The sequence below is a fragment of the Micromonospora sp. NPDC048835 genome, from assembly GCF_040649995.1.
Taxonomy (GTDB): Bacteria; Actinomycetota; Actinomycetes; order Mycobacteriales; family Micromonosporaceae; genus Micromonospora.
In genome coordinates this window covers 1-21,989 of sequence record NZ_JBEZGM010000005.1, presented here as the reverse complement: position 1 = coordinate 21,989, position 21,989 = coordinate 1, and the positions used below count along the sequence as shown (strand labels likewise).

The window sequence follows — 21,989 nt, the reverse complement described above, 5'->3', positions numbered from 1 at the left end:
CGTGGCTCAGCAGGCCGGCACGCCGCCGCCGTAGACACTTGAGATGTACGCGTGGCTGACGTACTGGCCGCTGGCCAGGCGGTTCCAGCGGGTGGTGGTGCGGTAGGGGCCGGCGACGGACTGACCGGTGACGTAGCACTGGATCGGTACGTGGGCCAGCCGGGCGGCGAGGCCACGGGTCTGGTACGCGGTGCTGGCCCCGGTGCGGATGTTCAGCGGCCCGTCACCGACCACGCCGCGCGGCCCGCCGCCGGTCCACAGGTAGGCGACGTCCACCCAGGCGTTCGTGGTCAGTCGCAGCCCGTCCCAGAACGTGCCGTCGGCCAGGTCGATGCCGGCCGGGTTGAGCACGGTCCGCCCGAACTGGTCGCGCCCGCCGTTGTAGCCGGACTGGTAGGCGGCCTGCGCCTCGGGCCGGCCCTGCGGCAGGTTCTTCCAGTTCTCCCGGACCGACGAGGGGTTCCAGTAGTCGTCGCGGGTGTTCCACGGGCCGACGTCCCAGACCGGGGCGTACTCGCAGCGGGAGCCGTTGGTGGTGCAGACCCGCACGGTGTAGTCGCCGGTGTTGAGCGGGGAGAGGCCGCGCCGCGACGGCAGCGCCGCGAAGTGGTCCCGGGGTTGCACGGTACGGCCGTTGGCGGTCAGTTCGCCGACCAGGCCGATCCGGGTGGCGTACACCCGGTAGGTGCGGCCGGGTGTGGCGGCGGACACGGCGGCGTTCGCGTCGGCGGTGAGCTGCACCCGCCGTACCGTCGCCGTGGCGCCACCGGCGGGGGCGGTGAGCACCACCCGGGTCTGCACCCGGGTGACGGGCCGGTCGAAGGCCGTGCCGGCGGTGGCCGCGCGCCACTCGGTCCAGCCGGTGGCCCGCGCGCCGCGGACCTGCACCTCCGCTGTCGCCCCGCTCGGCACCGCGGCGTCGATCGTGGCGCGGACCCGGGTGGCCGGCCGGGCGAGGGTGCGGGGAGCGGTCAGCAGCATGCCCTCGGCGACCGCGCTGTGCGGGCTGCCGGCGCCGCGCCGGGCGGGTCGGGCCTCCCGCAGTCGCAGACCTGCCGCGGTGCGCCGGACGTTGACATCGTCGCCGTCGACGGTGGTGAGGTCGGCGCTCCACCGTTCGTCGCCGGGTGCGGCGGCGACGAGGGTGATCGGGGCGCCGCCGGGTGCGGCCGGGACGGGACCGGCGGCGGGTAGGAGAGCTGCGGTGAGCAGGAGGGCGAGGGTAGCGACGAGGGCGACGGATGGGATACGACAACGGGGTCGCGACATGGGCATTCTCCTCAGAACCCCCTGACCTTCGCATGTCAGGAGATCATGAGGAACCTGACTACAAATAGCGACACATGCGAATCTTGCTCGAAAGAGGGAGGATGGCAGGGTGCCCGAAGGCGACACCGTTTGGAACACCGCACGCGTGCTGCACCGCGCGCTGGCCGGCGCGCTGATCACCGGCAGTGACTTCCGGGTGCCGCAACTGGCGACCACGGACCTCACCGGCTGGACCGTCCGCGAGTCGGCAAGCCGGGGCAAACACCTGCTGCTCCGGCTCGACACCCCGACCGAGGCGCACTGGACCCTGCACTCCCACCTGCGGATGGACGGCGCCTGGCGGGCGTACGCCCCGGGGGAACGCTGGAGCGGCCGACCCGCGCACCTGATCCGGGTGGTGCTGCGCAGCGCCGGCGCTGTCGCGGTCGGCTACCACCTGCACGACCTGACCCTGGTGCCGAGCGCCGAGGAGGACCAACTGGTCGGCCACCTCGGCCCCGACCTGCTCGGCCCGGACTGGGACCCGGCCGAAGCGGTCCGTCGGCTCGCCGACCACCCGGAGCAGACCATCGGCGAGGCGTTGCTCGACCAGCGGAACCTGGCCGGGGTGGGCAACCTCTACAAGTGCGAGGTGCTGTTCCTGCGCGGCGTGTCACCGTGGACCCCGGTCGCCGGGGTGCCCGACCTGCCGGGCCTGGTCGCCCTCGCACAGCGGCTGCTCGCCGCCAACCGGGGTCGGTGGACGCAGAGCAGCACCGGCTCGCTGCACCGGGGGCAGACCAGTTACGTGTACGGCCGCCGCGCCCAGCCCTGCCGCCGCTGCGGCACCGCGATCCGCAAGGAGGAGTTGGGCGAACGGGTCACCTACTGGTGCCCGGTCTGTCAGCCCGAACGCCCGGTTCCGCCGTTGGCCGGTTGACCAGGCTCTCGTTGAGTGGGACCCGGCGCAGAAACGGACGATTGGGTAATTCCTAACCGGCCGCCGGAGTCGCATGCTGCGGTTGAGCGCTCACCGACCGTCAGCAGAGTGCCGGGGTCCACCACGCCGGGGTGGCGGATCTCGCGCCCCGAACCGGGGAGAGTCATGGCGATGTTCCGCAGACTCCGCTCCACCTTCTTCGAGCGGACCACAAGCGACACCGACGCCACCGGCCGGGCCGCGTCCGTGCCGGCCGCCCGCACCGTCGAGGAGCCCGCCCCGACGCCGAGCCTGGACCCGGCCGTCGTACCCCGGTACTTCGGCCCGGTGCCGAACTTCGCCCACAGCCCTCGCCCGACGCGTGACCCCGACGGACGGTTGGCGGCCGGGTCCGGGCTGCGCAAGTTCGTCGACCCGCTGCCCCTCCCCGGTCAGCCGGGCCGCGGCGACCTCGGCAGCCACCTGCCGGTGGCAACGCCGGACACCATCAGCTACCCGGGCTGCGACTACTACGAGATCGGTCTCCAGGAGTACGCCCAGCGGCTGCACCGGGACCTGCCAGCCACCCGACTGCGCGGCTACCGGCAACTCAACCTGGGCACCGACCCGGCCGGACACAACACGGTGGTGCCTCCGGAGCGCCCCTGGCACCTCGGGCCGATGATCGTCGCCCGCCGGGGTCGACCGGTCCGGGTGAAGTTCATCAACCAGCTCCCCACCGGTCGGGCCGGCGAGCTGTTCCTGCCTGTCGACGACACCGTCGAGGGTGCCGGCCTCGGCCCCCTGGACGGGCCGGCGCCGTACCCGCAGAACCGGGCCGTGCTGCACCTCGCCGGGGCGCAGACCGGTTGGACCAGCGCGGGCAACCCGGGGCAGTGGATCACACCGGCCGGGGAGATCACCCCGTACCCGAGCGGACCCGGACTGGCCCACGTGCCGGACATGCCGCCACCCGGCGCCGGGGCCACCACCCTCTACTTCCCGAACGAGCAGAGCGGCCGCCTGCTGTGGTTCCACGACAACACCGTCGGCCTGGCCCGGCTCACCGTCTACGGCGGGCAACTCGGGCTCTACCTGCTCACCGACCCGGCCGAGGACCACCTCGTCGCCGACGCGGTGCTGCCGGCCGACCAGGTGCCGCTCGTGATCGAGGACAAGACGTTCGTTCCGGACGACACCCAACTCGCCGCCGAGGACCCGACCTGGGACCGGGAACGCTGGGGCGCCCGGGGCAGCCTCTGGCACCCGCACGTCTACCAGCCCCGGCAGAACCCGCACCGGGCCGGCGGACGCAACCCGACCGGCCGGTGGGACTACGGCCCCTGGTCCCGTACCTGCGCCCCGGACGACGCGCGCGCCGACAGGTGGGTGCCGAACCCGTACCACGACCCGGTCGACGCGCCGGACGAACCGCCGTCGAGCCCCGACGTACCGCACCCGTCGGCCGTCCCCGAGGCGTACGGCGACACCCCCCTCGTCAACGGTGTCGCCTACCCGTACCTGGAGGTGCAGCCGCGCGCCTACCGGTTCCGGATCCTCAACGCCTGCCTGGACCGCAGCCTCAACCTGCAGCTCTACCGCGCCTGCTCGGACGCGGCGATGTGGACCGCCGACGGCGCGCTCGCCGACCCGGACGCCGGCGAGGTGCCGATGGTGCCCGCCGTGCGCGCGACGGACCGCCCGGCGGGGTGGCCCACCGACGGACGCGACGGTGGTGTGCCGGACCCGCGCGCCGCCGGCCCGGAGTTCGTCCAGATCGGCAACGAGGGCGGCCTCCTGCCGGCGCCGGTGGTGCTGCCGAACCGGCCCGTCGGCTACCGCTACGACCGGCGCGACCCGACCGTGCTGAACGTCGACGGGCACACCCTGCTGCTCGCCCCGGGCGAGCGGGCCGACGTGCTCGTCGACTTCTCCGCCGTGCCACCGGGCAGCACGCTGATCCTGTACAACGACGCTCCGGCCCCGCTGCCCGGCTTCGACAGCCGCTACGACCAGCACACCGACGCCCCGGACCGCAGCGCCGAGGGCGGTCCACCCCGGACCGAACCGGGGTACGGCCCGAACACCCGCACCCTGCTCCAGTTCCGGGTCACCGGGGCACCCGCGCCGCCGTACGACCTGGGCCGGCTGCGCGACCGACTACCCCAGGCGTACGCGGCCAGCCAGCGCCCGCCGATCGTCCCGCAGCCGGCGTACGACCCGGCGTTCGGAACCCGGACCGCGGCGCAGACGACGGTGCCGGTGCACGCCACCACCGTGACGTTCACGCCGACCGCCGGCACCGGCCCGGTGACCCTGCCGATCACGGTCAAGGCCGCGCAGCAGATCTTCGAGCCGGACCACGGCCGACTGGCGGGCCGGCTCGGCGTCGGGCACCCGTACGCCGGGCCGCTCAACCCGACGACGCTTCCGCTCGGCCCGACCGACCCGGTCACCGAGGTGCTTTTCGCCACCGACACCGCCGTGCCGGTGGGTGCCCCGACCGACGGCACGCAGCTCTGGCGGATCAGCGGCAACGTCCGGCAGACCGAGCCGTTGCACATCGGCGGTTGCGACGTACAGGTGGTCAACCGGGTCGGCTGGGACGGCAGGCTGCGACTCCCGCACGGCACCGAGCTGGGCTGGAAGGGGATCATCCGGGTCAACCCCCGGGAGGACGTGGTGGTGGCGCTGCGCCCGGTCGCGCCGACGCTGCCGTTCAAGCTTGGTGACAGCGTCCGGCTGCTCGATCCGGGCCGCCCGGCCGGTGCCCGGACCGGGTCCACGCCGGTCAGCCCGGCCGACGGGCGACCCGCCACGGTGGTCAACCAGCTGGTCAACCTGGGCTGGGAGTACCGGTGGCACAGCCAGCTCGCCGCCCACCGCGACGGCGGGATGACCCGCCCGCTGGTGCTGCGGGTGACCCCGAAGGCCCCGACCGGGTTGACCGCCACACCGGTGCCCGGCTCCGCCACCGCGCTACCCGCGATCGCGCTGGCCTGGACCAGCAACGGTGGACGACCGGCCGCCACCAGCCACCTGCTGCAACGGGCCACCGACGCCACCTTCGGCGGCGAGGTCACCACGATCACCGTCGCGGCCGCCGCCACCAGGTACACCGACGCGACGGTCACCCCGGGCGTGACCTACCACTACCGGATCCGGGCGGAGAACGCGGTCAGCTACTCGTCCTGGTCGAACGGCGTGCCCGCCTCGGTGCACCTGGCCGCCCCGAGCGGCCTGGTCGCGACGCTTCCACCGGCCGCGCCGCTACGCGTGGCGCTGCGCTGGACCAATCGGTCGTTCGCCACCGGCATCGACGTGCAACGGGCCACCAACCCGACATTCACCAGCGGCCCGGGCACCACGGCGATCGGGGTCGGCGACAACCACCTGGACGCGACTGTCGCAGCGGACACCACGTACTACTACCGGGTGCGGACCACCTACCTGGGTGCCGCCTCGGCGTGGTCGACAGTCGCCACGGTGACGTCACCGCCCGCGCCGGGCACCCCAAGCGGGGTAAGCGCCACCGCCACCGCACCGGGGCCGGACACCGCGACGGTGATCCTGGCCTGGGAGGCGAGCACACCCGGCGGCCCCGGGTCCGGGTTCACCGTGCAGCGGGCGCTCGACCCGACCTTCGACCGGGAGGTGGCGACCTTCACGGTGACCGGCCGCGGCTTCACCAACACCGGGCTGGCCCGGGGCGTGACCTACCACTACCGGATCCGGTCGTTCAACGTCGTGGGCACCTCGCCGTACACCGGGCCGGTCCTGGTGACGACACCAGAGTGAGCGGCGCGCGGCCTCGGCGGGCGCGCGGTTCCGGTGGCGGGCGGTCTCGGGGCGGTGCCCGGTCAGCGCGTCGGGGCGCGCAGCGGGGTGCCGACGGCGCGCAGCTCGGCGAGGGCCCCGGCGACACCGTGCAGCAGGTCGGTCGCCTCGGTGAGCCGGTCGGCGGCCGGGTGGGCGGTCTCCGGTCGGGAGTCCTCGGCGAGGTAGCCGGCGGCGGCGACCACCAGCCGCTCGTACGCCGCCACCCCGCCCTCCAGTTGGGCGGTCAGCGCGGCGTGCGCCTCGGCCAGCGGCGGCCGGGCGTCGGCCGGGGCGAGCCGCAGCGCACGTTCGACGCTCGCCACCCGTGCGGCCAGTTCGCGCAGCGAGCGGTCGGCGGCGGCGGCCTCCAGCACCGCCGGCTCGGCCAGCCCGGTGAGCCGGGGGGCCATCCCGGCCAGGGTGAGCGCGGCCCGGTCCAGTCGGGCCCACTGCTCCCCGGCGCTGGTGCCGCGTAGCGCGATCCGGGAACGCACCCGGCGCACCTCGGCCAGCACACCCGGGCCGACCGGCAGTCGCTCGACGGCGGCGATCAGACGGGCCCGGGACCGGGCCGCCGCCTCGGCCGGGTCGAGCGCGGGTGGCGCCGGCTGGGCGGCCAGGGCCCGCACGTCGATCCAGCGCCAGGCGGCGAGCGCCACCGCGCTGCCCGCGGCGCCGGCCCAGGCCGCGTCGGGCAGACCAAGGCCGGCGTACGGAGTCAGCACCGCCGCCGCGCCGCCGAGCCCACCGGCCAGCACACTCCACCGTCGGGCCGACCGGCGGAGCCGACCCAGCCTCCGGAAGTACCGCGTCCGCTCGTCTGCCACCCTGGCCCCCTCGGTCCGGTCGTTCAGCCTGCGGCGGTCGGGTCGCCGGTGCCCCGCTCGCGGGCCATGCTGGCGCGCAGCTCGTCGAGGCGGGCGGCGGCCGTCGGGTCGTTTGCCGGGCCGGTCTTCTCGGCCTGCGGCGCGGCCGGTCGCTGGGCCGCACCGCCGAGCTGCTCCCCCGCCATGCTGGACCTGATCTGCTCCAACCGGGCGGAGCCGGCCGAGTCGATGGTGGCCTTCTGGATCTCCAACATCCGGCCTTCGACGGAGTTGCCAGCCAGTTCGGCGCGACCCATCGCGTTGGCGTACCGCCGCTCGATCCGGTCGCGCACCTCGTCGAGCGACGGGGTGTTCGCGGGTGCGGTCAGCGACGACATCGACTCCAGTGAGCGGGCCACCGTCTCCTGCATCTTGGCCTGCTCCAGCTGACTGAGCAGCTTGGTGCGCTCGGCGAGCTTCTGCTGGAGGATCATCGAGTTGTTCTCGACCGCCCGGCGGGCCTGGGCGGCGGCGCCGAGCGCCTGGTCGTGCAGGGTCTTCAGGTCCTCGGTGGCCTGCTCGGCGGAGACGAGTTGGCTGGCCAACGTCTGCGCGGACTGCTCGAACCGCACCGCCTCGGCCTCGTCGCCCTTGGCCCGGGCCTGGTCGGACAGCACCAGGGCCTGCCGGGCGTTGCCCTGCAGCCGCTCGACCTCGGACATCTGCCGGGACAGCTTCATCTCCAGCTGACGCTGGTTGCCGATCACCGCGGCAGCCTGCTGGACCAGCGCCTGGTGCTGCCGCTGGGCATCCTCGATGGCCTGCTGGATCTGCACCTTGGGATCGGCATGCTCGTCGATCTTCGCACCGAAGAGCGCCATCAGGTAGTTCCAACCCTTGACGAACGGGTTCGCCATCTCTGTGGTATCCCCTCAGTAGCGTCGCTCCAACCACGGCCGGGCCGGCTGAACCGACCGACCGCGACCGGCCGGTCTCCATCGTCCCAGCCGAACGCCAACGAGGCATCCGTACCGGGCGGTCGACAGCACCGGCGGCTCCTGCGAGCAACCCTACGCGGGCGGAGCCAGCCCGCCCACGGTCAACCGGACCGGCGACTCAGGCGGCGCAGACCACGTCCCGGTCGCGCTCGGTCGGGCGGACCCGGGTGCTGCGCAGCGTGGCCTTGAGCGGCGAGTCCTGACGGACGGAGACCGCAACCTTGCCGTCGGAGGTGAGCTGACGGACCCCGCGGCTGGTGCTCTTGGCTGGGGTGTCGGCCGGCTCGTCCGGCATCGGGACGAGCACCCCGGGCATCTGCTCGGCGAGCGCCACGGTGTCGCTCACCTCACGCAGCAGCTCGGACAGCCGGGCACCGAGGGCGTCACAGATCGCGGCGAGCAGCTCGCTCGACGGCTCCTTGTGCCCCCGTTCGATCTCGGAGAGGTAGCCGAGGCTGACGTTGGCGGCGGTGGAGACCTCACGCAGCGTGCGCTGCTGCCCCTGCCGGCGCGCCCGCAGTGCGTCACCGATCACCCGGCGTAGCAGGATCATCGCACCTCCCCCTGAGGGATACCTCGCGCCCGGCGTTGGGCAGCCGGTCGCGGCGGACCGCGCCGACTCCGAACGTCGGAGCCTTCCCGCAACCGTACCCGTTGCGGGCCCGGGCGACATCCCGCCCCGCCCGTCGGGTTCCTCGGGACGGGCTTCCCGGGCGTTCACGGTGTCGCGGCGGCGAGCCGCTCGGCGAGCAGCCGCAGTGCCTCGACCACCGCCGCCGCGCGGACGTGGTCCCGGCCCCCGCCCAGGTCGAGCTGGCGGACCTCGCTGCCGTCCGGTCCGGCGACCGCGACGTAGACCAGGCCCACCGGCTTCCCGTCCTGCGGCTCCGGACCAGCCACCCCGGTGGTGGCCAGCCCCCAGTCCGCGCCGCACCGCCGCCGGCCACCCTCGGCGAGCGCCACCGCCACGTCCGGGTCCACCGGCCCCCGGTCGGACAACAGATCAGCGGGTACGCCAGCCAGGGTCGCCTTCAACTCGGTGGCGTAGACCACGAGGCCACCCCGGTAGATCGCGCTGACCCCGGCGATGTTCACGATCGACGCGGCGAGGGACCCGCCGGTCAGCGACTCGACGGTGGCCAGGGTCTCCTGCCGCTCCGCCAGCCGGTGCACGACCCCCGCCGCCGTACTGCCCACCTGGGCGTCGCCCACCTCAGCGCCGTCCTCCGACACCCCAACCCCCACCCCGGTCACGGAAACCAGTTCCTTCCCCACCCACAGCCCCCCAACCCCAACCCCGCCCACCGCCCACCGCCCACCGCGTTGATCATGAAGTTGTTGTCACGACACGCGGCGTGTCGTGGCGACAACTTCATGATCAACGGCGGGAGAGCCGGCCGGCGGGGGGTCAGCGGGGGCGGCGGAGGCGGAGGGCTTGGGCTATGTAGTCGAAGCCGGTGGCGACCGTGACCAGGACGGCGGCGGCCATGATCCACGGGCCGACGGCGGCGAGGGCGGCCGGCATCGGCCAGAGATACCAGACGATGGCCAGGATCTGGAGCGCGGTCTTGACCTTGCCCCCTCGACTGGCGGCGATCACCCCGTGCCGGATCACCCAGAACCGCAGCCCGGTGATGCCCAGCTCGCGGACGAGGATCAGCGCGGTCACCCACCAGGGCAACGTGTCGTACCAGGAGAGCAGCACCAGCGCGGCGCCGGTGAGCGCCTTGTCGGCGATCGGGTCGGCCACCTTGCCCACCGACGTGACGAGCCCGAAGCGGCGGGCGATCCAGCCGTCCACCAGGTCGGTCGCCGAGGCCACCGCGAAGATCAGGCAGGCCGCCATCCGCCAGCCGGCGTGGGACATGCCCGAGACGATCACCGAGGCGGCGAAGACCGGCACCAGCACCAGCCGCAGGGCGGTCAACGCGTTGGCCGCGTTGACGACGGGCACCACGGCAACCACCCGACCCGGCGTCGATTCCGTCGCCCCGGTCACCGCCGCGCCCCGCTCGGGCCGCCGAGGTGTTCCCGGCACCGCACCACCTGGCTCCCCCGCTCCGCTCGGGCCCGCCGTCACCGTGCCGCGCCGGGCGCCGCCGAGATCATCTCATCCGGCACAGCGAGCAGGTCCACCCCTTCGGTGCCGGTCACCGTCGCGCGCACCAGATCGCCCGGGCGCAGCGCGGCCAGGTCGACCCCGCCCTCGACCGGGGCGACCAGGGTGGTGGAACCGTCCACCTCCGGCGCCTGGTGCGCCGCCCGACCCTCCACCACGCCGTCCTCGATCGAGTCGACGAGCACCTCGACCGTCGAGCCGAGCCGGTCCTCGGCCCGCTGCGAGCACAGCTCGTCGGCGAGGGCGGACAGCCGGTCGTACCGTCGCTTGATGGTCGCGGCGGAGACCTTGCCGGGCAGGCCGGCCGCCTCGGTGCCGTCCTCGTCGCTGTAGTCGAACATGCCGATCGCGTCGAGCCGGGCCTCGGTGAGGAACCGGACCAGTTCGTCGACGTCGGCGCGGGTCTCGCCGGGGAAACCGACGATGAAGTTGCTCCGGGCGCCCGCGTCCGGGGCCAGGGCGCGGGCGGTCGCGAGCAGCTCCAGGAACCGGTCGGTGGAGCCGAAACGCCGCATCCGGCGCAGCACCGGCTCGCTGGAGTGCTGGAACGACAGGTCGAAGTACGCGGCCACACCCGGGGTGTTGGCGATCGCCTCGACCAGCCCGGGCCGGGTCTCGGCCGGCTGGAGGTAGCTCGCCCGCACCCGGACGATGCCGGTCACCGCGGCGAGCTGCGGCAGCAGCTTCTCCAGGGCCCGCGGGTCACCCAGGTCCTTGCCGTACGAGGTGGAGTTCTCGCTGACCAGCACCAGCTCCCGTACGCCGCTCTTGGCCAACCACTCCGCCTCGGCGAGCAGCTCGTCCGGCGTACGCGAGACGAACGCCCCCCGGAAGGCCGGGATGGCGCAGAACGCGCAGCGGCGGTCGCAGCCGCTGGCGAGCTTCAGCGAGGCCACCGGGCCGGTGTCGAGCCGGCGGCGCAGCACCTGACGCAGGTGTGCCGGGGTGTGCTCGTCGGTGTCGACGACGGTGCGGGTCACGGTGCCGTGGCCCGGCAGCGAGACCCCGCTGTCGCGGCGCTGCACCGGGGTCAGCGGCAGCAACTCACGCCGGTCCCGTGGGGTGTGCGCGGCGATCTGCTCGCCGGCGACGACGGCGTCGAGCCGAGCGGCGATGTCGGGGTAGTCGTCGAAGCTCAGCACCGCCTGCGCCTCGGGCAGGCTGTCGGCCAGCTCACGGCCGTACCGCTCGGCCATGCAGCCGGCGGCGACCACCTTGGCGCCCGTCCCGGCGGCGGCGAGCAGGGTCTGGATGGAGTCCTGCTTGGCCTTTTCCACGAAACCGCAGGTGTTGACGACCACCACGTCGGCGCCTTCGCCGTCGGTGCTCACCTGCCAACCGCCGGCGTGCAGGCGGGCGGCCAGCTCCTCCGAGTCGACCTCGTTGCGGGCACAGCCCAGAGTCAGCAGGGCGACGCGGCGGCCCTCGGCGTGGTCAGCGGGAGAAGGAGAGGTGGCAGACACCATCCGAGGGTACCGGGCCAGTCGGGGAAGCCCACGCACACGGCCGGCGAAGGCGGTCGACACCACTTCCGGTCACCCCTCTCGCCGGACGGTCAGCGGGTCGCCGCGGCCACCCGGGTCAGCGCGTCGAGCAGGAAGACCTCGGTGCCGGCCAGGCCCGTGGAGCAGAAGACCGACACCTGGTCCGCGGTGGTCCGGCCGGGGACCGCGCCGGCCAGGATGCCGCCCAGGTCGCGCAACCGCCCGGCGTACGGGGGTGTGGCCGCGAGCATTGGCGGCTGGTAGTCCGCCGCCTGGGCAGGTGAGTCGGTGACCAGCAGGTCGGCGGTGTCCAGCAGGTCCGGGCCGAACTCGCTGCGGTCGCGCTGCTTGAAGCCGACCGCGTTGACGTGCGTGCCGGGGCTGAGGTCGGCGGCGCAGAGCACCGGGGTCGGGCTGGTGGTCGCCAGCACCACCACGTCCCGCCGGGCGACGGCCGAGCGCGGGTCGGCCGTCGCGCGGGCCGGCACGCCCAACTCCGCACGGACCCGGGCGGCGAAGGCCTCCCGGCGGGCGGCGGACCGGCTGTGCACCACCACCTCGCGCAACGGGCGGACCGCTGCGGCGGCCCAGACCTGGGTCCACGCCTGCCGGCCGGAGCCGATCACCCCGAGGGTGGTGGCGTCGGGGCGGGCCAGCGCGTCGACGGCGAGGCCCCCCAACCCTCCGGTACGACGGGAGCCCAACTCCTCGCCGACGGCGATCGCCCGGACCGCCCCGGTCCGGGCGTCGTGCAGCACCACCACCTGCTCGCCCTGGGGATGCCCGAAGGTGTCGTACGAGCGGAAGCCGTACCACTCGCCGAGCAGGTGCCCGGCGGTGAGGACCATCCGCCCGCCGCTCAGCGGTGCGGCGGCCCGCGGCGGCGCGACCAGGCGTCCCTCGTACGCGGCCAGGAGGGCGGCGCGCATGGCGTCGACCGTGGTGGCGGCGTCAAGCGCGGCAGCGACCTCGGGGTCGGCGTAGAGCATGGTCATGGTGGTGATACTGCAAGTTGAAGTCAGGTGGAGGTCAACGAGGGGTGGCGACGGTCACCGCCACGACGCCACGGTCGGTGCTAGCGTCGGCGGCGGTGGCCCCGGATGCTCGTGGCCGCTCCGGACGAGTGGTGGGCGTACCCGGTCAGGCCAAGACGCCCCGCGTGACGTGCAGACTCGACTCGTCCCGGCGCGGCAGCCCCGGGCGCTTCCGGTGAGGTGGACGATGGCCTGGCTCGTACTGGTGATCTCGGGACTTCTGGAGACGGCCTGGGCGATCGCCCTGGACCGCAGCGCCGGTTTCAGCCGGCTGATCCCGTCCGTGGTGTTCGTGGTGACCCTGCTGCTGAGCATGGCCGGGCTGTCGTACGCGCTCCGGGACATCCCCGTCGGCACCGGCTACGCGGTCTGGGTCGGCATCGGCGCGGTCGGCACCGCTCTGGTCGGGATGCTGGCGCTCGGCGAGTCGGCGAGCCTGCCCCGCATCCTCTGCCTCCTGCTGGTGGTGGCGGGCGTGATCGGGTTGAAGATCTTCCACTGAGGTCCCCCGTCGGGGATGCGTGGCCGACGCCCACAGTGGGTAGTGATCGATACGTCACGACAGGCTCTCACCCGGAGGACGACATGGCCGACATGCCGAGCACCGCCCGCCCCCGCAGCAACGCCGCCCGCATCCTCACCATCGTGGGCTTCGTCTTCGCGGTCCTGGCCCTGCTGCTCAACCCGATCATCTTCGGCGTGCTCGGCGTCATCGCGGGCGTCGTCGGCGCGGTGCTCGGTGACAAGCCGCTGGGTTGGTACGCGGCTGCGGCGAGCGTCGTCGCCGCGATCCTCGGTCTGGTGGTCTTCGCCGCGCTGATCAGCAACTGACCGTCTCCACGTCACGGGCCCGCCGGAATTCCGGCGGGCCCGTCGTGCGTCCGGGGTCGGCCGTGGTCAGTCCACGTCGCCGCGGAGGCCGACCAGTACCTCGTCCAGCTCGTCCGGCTTGACCAGCACGTCGCGCGCCTTCGACCCCTCGGACGGCCCGACCACACCCCGGGTCTCCATCAGGTCCATGAGGCGGCCCGCCTTGGCGAAACCGACCCGCAGCTTGCGCTGCAACATCGAGGTCGAGCCGAACTGCGAGGTGACCACCAGTTCCACCGCCTGCACCAGCAGGTCCAGGTCGTCGCCGATGTCCTCGTCGATCTTCTTCTTGCTCTCCTGCGCGGGGGCGAGCACGTCCTTGCGGAACTCCGGCTCACGCTGGTCCTTGCAGAACTTCACCACGTCGGCGATTTCGCGCTCGGTGACCCAGGCACCCTGGATGCGGACCGGCTTGGAGGCCCCCATCGGCAGGAAGAGCCCGTCACCCCGGCCGAGCAGCTTCTCCGCGCCCGGCTGGTCGAGGATGACCCGGGAGTCCGCGAGCGACGAGGTGGCGAACGCCAGCCGGGACGGCACGTTCGCCTTGATCAGACCGGTCACCACGTCGACCGAGGGGCGCTGGGTGGCAAGCACCAGGTGGATGCCGGCGGCCCGGGCCAGCTGGGTGATCCGGACGACCGAGTCCTCCACGTCGCGCGGCGCGACCATCATCAGGTCGGCCAACTCGTCCACGATCACCAACAGGTACGGGTACGGACGCATCTCCCGTTCGCTGCCCGGTGGCGCCTTGATCTCGCCGTTGCGGACCTTGCGGTTGAAGTCGTCGATGTGCCGGACGCCGTTGGCGGCGAGGTCGTCGTAGCGCATGTCCATCTCGCGGACCACCCAGTCCAGCGAGTCGGCCGCCTTCTTCGCGTTCGTCACGATCGGGGTGACCAGGTGCGGGATGCCCTCGTAGCCGGTCATCTCGACCCGCTTCGGGTCGATCAGCAGCAGCCGCACCTCGTCCGGTGTGGCCCGGGTGAGGACGGAGACGAGCAGGGTGTTGAGGCAGCTCGACTTGCCCGCACCGGTGGCCCCGGCGATGAGAATGTGCGGCATCTTCGCGAGGTTGGCCACCACGTAGCCGCCCTCGATGTCCTTACCGAGCGCCACGACCATCGGGTGGTGGTCGCTCGTCGCCGCCCGGGAGCGCAGCACGTCACCGAGGGCGACGTTCTCCGGGTCGGTGTTCGGGATCTCCACGCCGACGGCGCTCTTGCCCGGAATCGGGCTGAGGATCCGTACGTCAGGGGACTTCACCGCGTACGCGATGTTGCGGGAAAGCTGGGTGATCCGCTCGACCTTGACGCCGTGCCCCAGCTCCACCTCGTAGCGGGTGACGGTCGGGCCACGGGTGAAGCCGGTGACTGCCGCGTCCACGTCGAACTGGTCGAACACGCCGGTCAGCGCGGCGATCACCTCGTCGTTGGCCTTGCTGCGGGTCTTCGCGGCGGCCCCGGCGCTGAGCATGTTCGCCGGCGGCAGGGTGTAGTCGCCGGCCAACCCGGTCAGCGCGAGCTGCTCGGCCCGGGTCGGGGCGGGCGAGTGCTCCGGCGGATCGGCCGCCGGCTTACGGCTGGCCGGCACCTTCGCCGCGGACTTGCGCGGCAACACCATGGTCTCCTGGAGGTCCGCGCCGTCCAGGTCCTCGAAGTCGTCCGGGTCCAGTGGTGGAGGCATCCGCTTCGCGGGCCGCTTACGCGCCGGCTTGGCAGCCGGCTCGTCCGCCTCCTCCTCCTCGTCGGTCTCCGGTGTGCTCACCAGCCCACCGGCGAGCAGACCCAGCCGCTCCGGAATCTTGTTGATCGGGGTCGCGGTCACCACGAGCAGCCCGAAGAGCAGCAGCAGGATGAGCAGCGGCACCGCGACCCAGGCGGTCACCGCCCGCTCCAGCATGCCGCCGACGCCCGCGCCGACCAGACCACCGGCGAAGTCACGCTCGAGCGTGTCGGCCGGGTCCTGACCGATCTGGAGCAGCGCGGCTGTCGACACCAGCAGCGAACCCCAGCCGATCAACCCACGGCCGCGGTGCTCCGGGTCCGCCGGCTGCCGCATCAGCCGCCAGGCCCCGATCCCCAACAGCACGGGTACGACCACCGAGATCGCGCCCAGGAACAGCCGGATCGTGTCGGCGAGTCGCGCGCCCACCGGCCCCGCTCCGGACAGCCAGAGCGCCACGGCGGTGAGCAGGGCGAGCCCGAACATGAGCAGCCCCGCGCCGTCACGGCGGTGCTCAGGGTCGAGGTCACGGGCCGAGGCGGCCTGCCGGCCGGCGGCGCGTACCGCCCAACCCATGCCGTGCGCCACGCCCATCCACAGTGCACCCACCGCACGGCCCACGTAGACCGCCGGGCCGGGCCGGGGCGGAGTGGTGCGACGCCGGACCGGCGCCCGGGTGGTCTTCTTCGCCGGTTGACGGGCACGACTGTTGGTGCCACCGCGCGGCGACGCGCCGCGCCGCCGACTCGCCTGAGAGGTACGGCCCGCCATAGAGTCACGGTAACGGTGGGGCCGGGCAGAACCCCGCTTTTCCGGGTCGTGTCCGCGCGTCGAAACACGAACCTCACCGCCGGTCGTGATATCCGCCTCAGAAGGGATGCCCCATGGCGTCGCCGGAATTCGAGGGTGATCCGGACGATCCGTTGGCCGGGCACCCTGGCGCACTGCGTCCGCTGACCGGCGAACTGGTCGCCGCGGTGCTCGCTGCGCGCGGTCGGTCCGTCGGCACGACCGTCGACGGCGAGCTGGTGGGCCACTTCGACGACACCATGATCTGGTTCCTCCGGGTCGGCGGCGACGGGGAGTTGCTCCAGATCCGCACCATGGTCGACCCGACCTTCGGCATCGAACGGGTGCCCGACCTCTACGCGTTCTGCAACTCCTGGAACCACGACCGGCTCTGGCCGAAGGCGTTCGTGCACGTCGACGACGCCGGTCGGGCCCGGGTGTACGGAGAGGTGATCACCGACCTGGAGCGCGGCGTGACCCCACACCAACTCGACCAACTGCTCGACTGCGGCATCTCCACCGGCTGCCAACTGGCCGTGGCGGTCCGTCGACTGCCCGGAGCGGTGCCGTCGTGACCGGCCGGGACGAGGTCACCGGCAGCCGCACCGGCACACCACCCACCGGCCCCGGTGAGCGCCTCGGGCGGGGCCGCGTACCGGCGTTGGAGGCCGCGCTCGCCGACGCTCGCGACCTGCCCGACGGCCCGGCGCGGCAGGTGGCCCTGGAACGGCTCGCCGAGCGGGCCGACGCCGCTGGCGACGTCCGGTCCGGGATGGACGCCCGGTTCGCGCTGATCGAGGCGTACCTGCTGCACGGGGAACGGTGGCGTCTGGTCGAGCCGGTCCGGCGTTGCCGGGCCGCCGCCGACCACCGGCCCGACCTGCTCACCGACCCGGAGGCCGGGCTGCTGCTGCGGTACCAGCGGTACGCGGTGGAGGCGCTGCTGGGCACACCGCGGGTCGGGCTGGACCAGACCCGGTCCCTGCTGCACGACCTGGCCCACCGCGTCGGCGCGGACGGTCCGGACCTGCCCACCGTCGCGGAGCTGCACTGCCGGATCGCCGATCACCTGGGCGACGAGCCCACCGCCCGGCACTGGTACGAGCGGTGGTCCGGGAAGCGGCCCGGCCCGGCCGGCGGCTGCCCGGGTTGCACCTCGGCCCGGCGCACCGACCTGCTTGCCGGTTGGGGCGAGTGGACCGCCGCGCTCGGCGAACTCGCCGCCTCAGACGGTGACTCGCGGTCCTGCACCGACCAGCCCGAGCGGGACCTTGTCGCAGCTCTGCTGCCCGCACTGCGCACCGGCGAGCCGGCGCGGGCGGCGGCGGCACACGTGCGGGCGTACCGCCGGCACCGACGTGAACGCGCGGCCTTCCCGCACCTCGCCGCGCACCTGCGGTTCTGCGCGCTGGGCGGGCACCTGGAACGCGGGCTGGCCATCCTGGCCGAGCAGCTACCCCGGTTGGACCGGCCCACCGACGACCTCGCCGCCATGGAGTTCGCCGCCGCCGGAGCGCTGGTCTGCGGGCTGGCCGTCGAGGCCGGGCTGGGCGGGCGGACGGTGCCCCGCCCGGCGTACGGCGAGCGGACGGCCACCGAGGTGGACATCGCCAGCCTCGGGGCGCTGCTGCTCGGAGTGACGAGCGAGTTGGCCGGCAGCTTCGACGCGCGCAACGGCACCGGGCACCACTCCGGACGGATGGCCGCCTGGCTGGCCGAGCGGCCCTTCGCGGCGCCGGTTCCGCTGCCCACCGACGACGGTCCGGACGGGCTCGACCCGTCCCACGCCGACCCGTTCGACGCCGAGGTGGAGCTGGGTGAGCGCGAGTTGTCCGCGCTCTCCCTCACCATGATCACTTCGGTGTTGGACGGGCGCGGCGACCGCTATCTGGTGGACGAGGGCGAGACCGTTGTCGGCCACTGGGAGGGTGTGGTGATCCAGTTCCGACGGGCCGGTGTGCGTGGCGAGGTGCTGCACGCCCGCGCCATGGCCGACCGTCGGCTCCCGGCGTCGCGCCGCGCCGAGGCGTACGCCTTCTGCAACGCCTGGAACCACGACCGGCTGCTACCCAAGGCGTACGCCCACGACCTCGGCGACGAGCTGGTGCTGGCCGGCGACGTGGCCACCGACCTGGCGCACGGGGTGGCCCCGGCGCAGCTCCGGGTGTTGGTGGACGCCGCCATCGCCACCGGCGTCGCGTACGCCGAGGCGGTCGCGGCGCTGCCCTGACCCCCCGGTGACGGCCGACGCCGGCCCACCCGGAGCAGGGTGGACCGGCGTCAGCGGGAGTTGCTCAGACCTCGACCACGGTGGGCACGATCATCGGCCGACGACGGTACTTGTCGTTGACCCACCGCCCCACGGTCCGCCGGACGATCTGCTGGAGCTGGTGCGGGTCGGTGATGCCGTCCGCCGCCGCCCGGTTGAGCGCCTCGGTGACGAGTGGCACCACCGGGTTGAACGCCTCCGGGTCCTCGGAGAAGCCCTTCGCGGAGAGCGTCGGGCCGGCGACCACCTTGCCGGTGACCGAGTCGACGACCACCGTGGTGGCGATGAAGCCGCCGTCACCGAGGATCCGCCGTTCGGTGAGCAGCGACTCGCTGACGTCACCGACGGCGAGGCCGTCCACGTAGACGTACCGGCTCTTCACGTGCCCGACCAGGCTGGCACGCCCCTCGACCAGGTCGACCACGTCGCCGTCCTCGCAGAGCACCACCCGGTCGGCGGCGACTCCGGACTCGATGCCGAGCCGGGCGTGGGCGCGCAGGTGACGCCACTCGCCGTGCACCGGCATCAGGTTGCTGGGCCGGACCACGTTGAGCAGGTAGAGCAGTTCCCCGGCGGGGGCGTGCCCGGAGACGTGCACCTTGGCGACGTCCTTGTGCACGACCACCGCGCCGGCGCGGGCGAGCCGGTTGATCACCCGGTAGACCGAGGTCTCGTTGCCGGGCACCAGCGAGGAGGCCAGCACGACCGTGTCACCGGGGGCGATGGTGATGTGCCGGTGGTCGCCGCTCGCCATTCGGCCCAGCGCGCTCATCGGCTCACCCTGGGAGCCCGTCGACATCAGCACGATCTCGTCCGGCGGCAGCGTGGTCGCCTCGTCGATGCTGATGACCAGGCCGGCCGGGATGTTGAGCAGGCCGAGGTCCCGGGCGATGCCCATGTTGCGGACCATGGACCGACCGATCAGCGCGACCTTGCGGCCGTGCTCGACGGCGGAGTCGAAGACCTGCTGCACGCGGTGCACGTGCGAGGCGAACGACGCCACGATGATCCGGCCCTTGGCCTTCGCGAAGATCGAGTCGAGCACCGGCCCGATCTCACGTTCCGGGGTGACGAACCCGGGGATCTCCGCGTTCGTGGAGTCCGACAGCAGCAGGTCGACGCCTTCGGCGCCGAGCCGGGCGAAACCGGCCAGGTCGGTGATCCGGCCGTCCAGCGGCAACTGGTCCATCTTGAAGTCGCCGGTGTGCAGCACCAGGCCGGCAGGAGTGCGGATGGCCACCGCGAGGGCGTCCGGGATCGAGTGGTTGACGGCGAAGAACTCACACTCGAACGGGCCGAGCCGCTCGCGGCCGCCCTCCCGCACGGTCAGCGTGTACGGCTGGATCCGCCGCTCGGCCAGCTTGGCCTCGACCAGGGCGAGGGTGAACTGTGAGCCGACAAGCGGAATGTCGGGCTTGTGGGCGAGCAGGTACGGCACCGCGCCGATGTGGTCCTCGTGACCGTGCGTCAGCACGATCGCCTGGACATCGGCCAGCCGGTCCAGGATCGGGCCGAAGTCGGGCAGGATCAGGTCCACACCCGGCTGCTCGACGTCGGGGAACAGGACCCCGCAGTCGACGATCAACAACTTGCCGTCGTACTCGAAGACGGTCATGTTCCGACCGATGGCGCCGAGCCCACCGAGCGGGATGATCCGCAGGCCCCCCTCCGGCAGCGGCGGGGGTAGCTCCGCCTCGATGTGCGCCTCGGTCACGCGTCCACCTCATTCTGCGACGCCGTTACTCGACGTCCATCGTGTCGTTCGTTCATTCGGGCAGCTCCAGGCCCGCTGCCGCGAAGTCCGCGCGCAGCTGGGCGATCTCGTCGTCGGTGGCGTCCACGAGCGGGGGTCGCACCGGGCCGGCCGGCAGGCCCAGCGACGCCAGGCCCGCCTTCACCAGGATGGTGCCCTGGGTACGGAAGATGCCGGTGAACAGCGGCAGCAGCCGCCGGTGCAGGGCCAGCGCGGTCGGCATGTCCCCCGCGTCGTACGCCTCGATCATCTGTACGGTCAGCGCCCCGGTGAAGTGCGTCGAGGTGCCGACCACGCCCACGCATCCGACGGCCAGCGCCGGCAGGGTGAGAGCGTCCTCGCCGCTGTAGAAGGCGAGGGCGGTCCGGCTGGTGACCCAGCTGGTGGCGATCAGGTCGCTCTTGGCGTCCTTGACCGCGACGATCCGGCCGTGTTCGGCGAGCCGGACCAACGTCTCGGTGTCGATCGGCACGCCGGAGCGGTGCGGGATGTCGTACAGCATCACCGGCAGGCCGGTGGCGTCGGCGACCGCGGTGAAGTGTCGCAGCAGCCCGCTCTGCGGCGGCTTGTTGTAGTACGGGGTCACCACCAGCAGACCGTGCGCGCCCGCCTTCTCGGCGGCGGCGGCCAGCTCGATGGTGTGCCGGGTGTCGTTGGTGCCGACGCCCGCGACCACCTTGGCGCGGTCACCGACGGCCTCCACCACAGCCCGGATCAGCTGCTCTTTCTCAGCTTCCGTGGTGGTCGGCGACTCGCCGGTGGTGCCGTTGACCACCAGCGCGTCGTTGCCCTGCTCGTCGACCAGGTGGCTCGCCAGCCGGGCGGCGCCGTCGAGATCGAGGGAGCCGTCGGGGGTGAACGGGCTCACCATGGCTGTGATCAGCCGGCCGAAGGGGCGGGACGCCGGTCGGGCTGCGGCATCGAGGTGGTCGTGCGTCATACCCTCCAACCTAGCGGACGACCAGCCGGAGCCCGCCGGGGAAGGCCTCAGGACGCCTCGTGCGGGCTGGCCGCCACCTCGGTGCCGTCCGGCAGCGTGGAGATCACGAAGTCGGCGAACACGTTCGGGGCGACGCCCTGCAACTGGCGCAGGCACTCCACGGCCAGCTCACGGATCTCCACGTCGGCGTGCTCGGTGGCCCGCATCGCCACGAAGTGCCGCCAGGCCCGGTAGTTGCCGGAGACCACGATCCGGGTCTCGGTGGCGTTGGGCAGCACCGCGCGGGCCGCCTGCCGGGCCTGCTTGCGGCGCAGCGTCGGGTTGGGCTCGTCGGAGAAGCGCTGCTCGAGGCCCTCCAACAACTCGGTGTACGCCCGGACGCTCGCCTCGGCGGCCTCCACGAACTTCTTGTGCAGCTCCGGGTCGTCGGCGATGACCGCCGGCTCGACCATGGCCGCGTCCCGCTCCGGGACGTACCGCTGCGACAACTGCGAGTACGAGAAGTGCCGGTGCCGGATCAGCTCGTGCGTGAAGGAGCGGGACACACCGGTGAAGTAGAAGGTGACCGACCCGTGCTCCAGCACGCTCAGGTGGCCCACTTCGAGGATGTGCGCCAGGTAGCCGGCGTTGGTGGCGGTCGCCGGGTTCGGCTTCTTCCACGACTGGTAGCAGGCCCGGCCGGCGAACTCGGCGAGCGCCTGGCCACCCTCCGCGTCGGTCGACCACGGCACGTCGTCCGGGGCCGCGAATTGGGTCCACGCGATCAACTTGACCTGGGGCTGCACCATGTCCGGCATTCCTGGGACTGTAGTAGTGCGGTGCCCACCGGCCCAACTCAGGCGCGCCCCCTGCAATGTCGATCACTCAGCCGGCGGCGAGGCCACCGCCACCCACCGCGCAGGCCAGGTTCCGCGCACCGTCGCCGCCAAGGCCCGGACAACCCGTCCCGTCGACGTCCTCTGGAGCTGACTCGTGTACGACATCAGCCCTGGCGGATGACCGCCCAAGCCGTCGAGCAAGGCCAGGGCCCACCCAAGCACCGACGCACCCATGCACCGACGCACCCCAATGACCGCTTCGACCCGCAAGATCGCGCAACATCCTGGTTGTAGTGGCATCCCGCCGCCTTGGGTTCAAGTGGTTGTTGCAACGGGGTGGATTCTCGTCAGGATGAGGAGTCATGCCGGGGCAGAGGTTGTCGTCCGCGGAGCGGGCGCAG

Annotated in this window: 18 protein-coding genes and 1 riboswitch; of the genes, 6 read left to right on the top strand and 12 right to left on the bottom strand. The window is 73.0% G+C overall.

The genetic code is table 11. From position 1 onward, the window contains the following. Positions 1-6 precede the first annotated feature (6 nt). A complete protein-coding gene (locus AB0C15_RS08080; protein WP_357349924.1) occupies positions 7-1,269 on the bottom strand; it encodes a hypothetical protein in 1,263 nt (420 codons plus the stop codon). Between the two features lie 109 nt (positions 1,270-1,378). Here AB0C15_RS08080 and AB0C15_RS08075 point away from each other — a divergent pair, with 109 nt between their 5' ends. Beyond that, positions 1,379-2,188: a DNA-formamidopyrimidine glycosylase family protein gene (locus AB0C15_RS08075; RefSeq protein ID WP_357349922.1), complete on the top strand. Its 810-nt coding sequence runs from the start codon at positions 1,379-1,381 to the stop codon at positions 2,186-2,188. 165 nt (positions 2,189-2,353) lie between these two features. Continuing rightward, the gene (locus AB0C15_RS08070) at positions 2,354-5,965 is read left to right on the top strand and encodes a hypothetical protein (protein WP_357349920.1); all 3,612 of its coding nucleotides are present in this window, start codon (positions 2,354-2,356) and stop codon (positions 5,963-5,965) included. A 62-nt stretch (positions 5,966-6,027) separates the two neighbouring features. On the opposite strand, the gene AB0C15_RS08065 is transcribed toward AB0C15_RS08070, so the two are convergent. The 7 genes from AB0C15_RS08065 to AB0C15_RS08035 form a co-directional block, all read right to left on the bottom strand. Then, positions 6,028-6,813, bottom strand: coding sequence for a hypothetical protein (locus tag AB0C15_RS08065; RefSeq protein WP_357349918.1), 786 nt, complete (start codon positions 6,811-6,813; stop codon positions 6,028-6,030). A gap of 23 nt (positions 6,814-6,836) precedes the next feature. Then, the gene (locus AB0C15_RS08060; RefSeq protein WP_357349916.1) at positions 6,837-7,709 is read right to left on the bottom strand and encodes a PspA/IM30 family protein; all 873 of its coding nucleotides are present in this window, start codon (positions 7,707-7,709) and stop codon (positions 6,837-6,839) included. Between the two features lie 199 nt (positions 7,710-7,908). Beyond that, a complete protein-coding gene (locus AB0C15_RS08055; RefSeq protein WP_357349914.1) occupies positions 7,909-8,343 on the bottom strand; it encodes a helix-turn-helix transcriptional regulator in 435 nt (144 codons plus the stop codon). Between the two features lie 164 nt (positions 8,344-8,507). Continuing rightward, the gene (locus AB0C15_RS08050; protein WP_357350339.1) at positions 8,508-8,987 is read right to left on the bottom strand and encodes a CinA family protein; all 480 of its coding nucleotides are present in this window, start codon (positions 8,985-8,987) and stop codon (positions 8,508-8,510) included. A gap of 211 nt (positions 8,988-9,198) precedes the next feature. Further along, positions 9,199-9,789 (bottom strand): CDP-diacylglycerol--glycerol-3-phosphate 3-phosphatidyltransferase, encoded by a 591-nt coding sequence (pgsA, locus tag AB0C15_RS08045; protein WP_357350337.1) that lies wholly within the window; start codon positions 9,787-9,789, stop codon positions 9,199-9,201. A 77-nt stretch (positions 9,790-9,866) separates the two neighbouring features. Then, on the bottom strand, positions 9,867-11,375 hold the full coding sequence (gene rimO, locus AB0C15_RS08040; RefSeq protein WP_357349912.1) for a 30S ribosomal protein S12 methylthiotransferase RimO: 1,509 nt from the start codon (positions 11,373-11,375) through the stop codon (positions 9,867-9,869). 89 nt (positions 11,376-11,464) lie between these two features. Next, positions 11,465-12,388: an ornithine cyclodeaminase family protein gene (locus AB0C15_RS08035; RefSeq protein WP_357349910.1), complete on the bottom strand. Its 924-nt coding sequence runs from the start codon at positions 12,386-12,388 to the stop codon at positions 11,465-11,467. Between the two features lie 92 nt (positions 12,389-12,480). Continuing rightward, positions 12,481-12,553, top strand: a riboswitch (guanidine-III (ykkC-III) riboswitch). Between the two features lie 61 nt (positions 12,554-12,614). Here AB0C15_RS08035 and AB0C15_RS08030 point away from each other — a divergent pair. After that, on the top strand, positions 12,615-12,929 hold the full coding sequence (locus AB0C15_RS08030) for an SMR family transporter (RefSeq protein ID WP_091400443.1): 315 nt from the start codon (positions 12,615-12,617) through the stop codon (positions 12,927-12,929). Between the two features lie 83 nt (positions 12,930-13,012). Beyond that, positions 13,013-13,258, top strand: coding sequence for a hypothetical protein (locus AB0C15_RS08025; RefSeq protein ID WP_357349908.1), 246 nt, complete (start codon positions 13,013-13,015; stop codon positions 13,256-13,258). Between the two features lie 66 nt (positions 13,259-13,324). Here the strand turns inward: AB0C15_RS08025 and AB0C15_RS08020 are convergent, their stop codons facing one another. Beyond that, positions 13,325-15,790, bottom strand: coding sequence for a DNA translocase FtsK 4TM domain-containing protein (locus AB0C15_RS08020; protein ID WP_357349906.1), 2,466 nt, complete (start codon positions 15,788-15,790; stop codon positions 13,325-13,327). Positions 15,791-15,903: 113 nt separating this feature from the next. Here AB0C15_RS08020 and AB0C15_RS08015 point away from each other — a divergent pair, with 113 nt between their 5' ends. Together AB0C15_RS08015 and AB0C15_RS08010 are read left to right on the top strand one after the other, a co-directional pair. Further along, positions 15,904-16,383 (top strand): YbjN domain-containing protein, encoded by a 480-nt coding sequence (locus AB0C15_RS08015; protein WP_357349904.1) that lies wholly within the window; start codon positions 15,904-15,906, stop codon positions 16,381-16,383. 86 nt (positions 16,384-16,469) lie between these two features. Beyond that, the gene (locus AB0C15_RS08010; RefSeq protein ID WP_357350335.1) at positions 16,470-18,038 is read left to right on the top strand and encodes a YbjN domain-containing protein; all 1,569 of its coding nucleotides are present in this window, start codon (positions 16,470-16,472) and stop codon (positions 18,036-18,038) included. A 64-nt stretch (positions 18,039-18,102) separates the two neighbouring features. On the opposite strand, the gene AB0C15_RS08005 is transcribed toward AB0C15_RS08010, so the two are convergent. Genes AB0C15_RS08005 through thyX form a run of 3 tightly spaced genes read right to left on the bottom strand, consistent with a single transcriptional unit; the run spans position 18,103 to position 21,558 of the window. Further along, positions 18,103-19,791, bottom strand: coding sequence for a ribonuclease J (locus AB0C15_RS08005; protein WP_357349902.1), 1,689 nt, complete (start codon positions 19,789-19,791; stop codon positions 18,103-18,105). A gap of 52 nt (positions 19,792-19,843) precedes the next feature. Further along, the gene (dapA, locus tag AB0C15_RS08000; protein WP_357349900.1) at positions 19,844-20,770 is read right to left on the bottom strand and encodes a 4-hydroxy-tetrahydrodipicolinate synthase; all 927 of its coding nucleotides are present in this window, start codon (positions 20,768-20,770) and stop codon (positions 19,844-19,846) included. Positions 20,771-20,817: 47 nt separating this feature from the next. Continuing rightward, on the bottom strand, positions 20,818-21,558 hold the full coding sequence (thyX, locus tag AB0C15_RS07995; RefSeq protein ID WP_030336847.1) for an FAD-dependent thymidylate synthase: 741 nt from the start codon (positions 21,556-21,558) through the stop codon (positions 20,818-20,820). Positions 21,559-21,989: the final 431 nt, after the last annotated feature.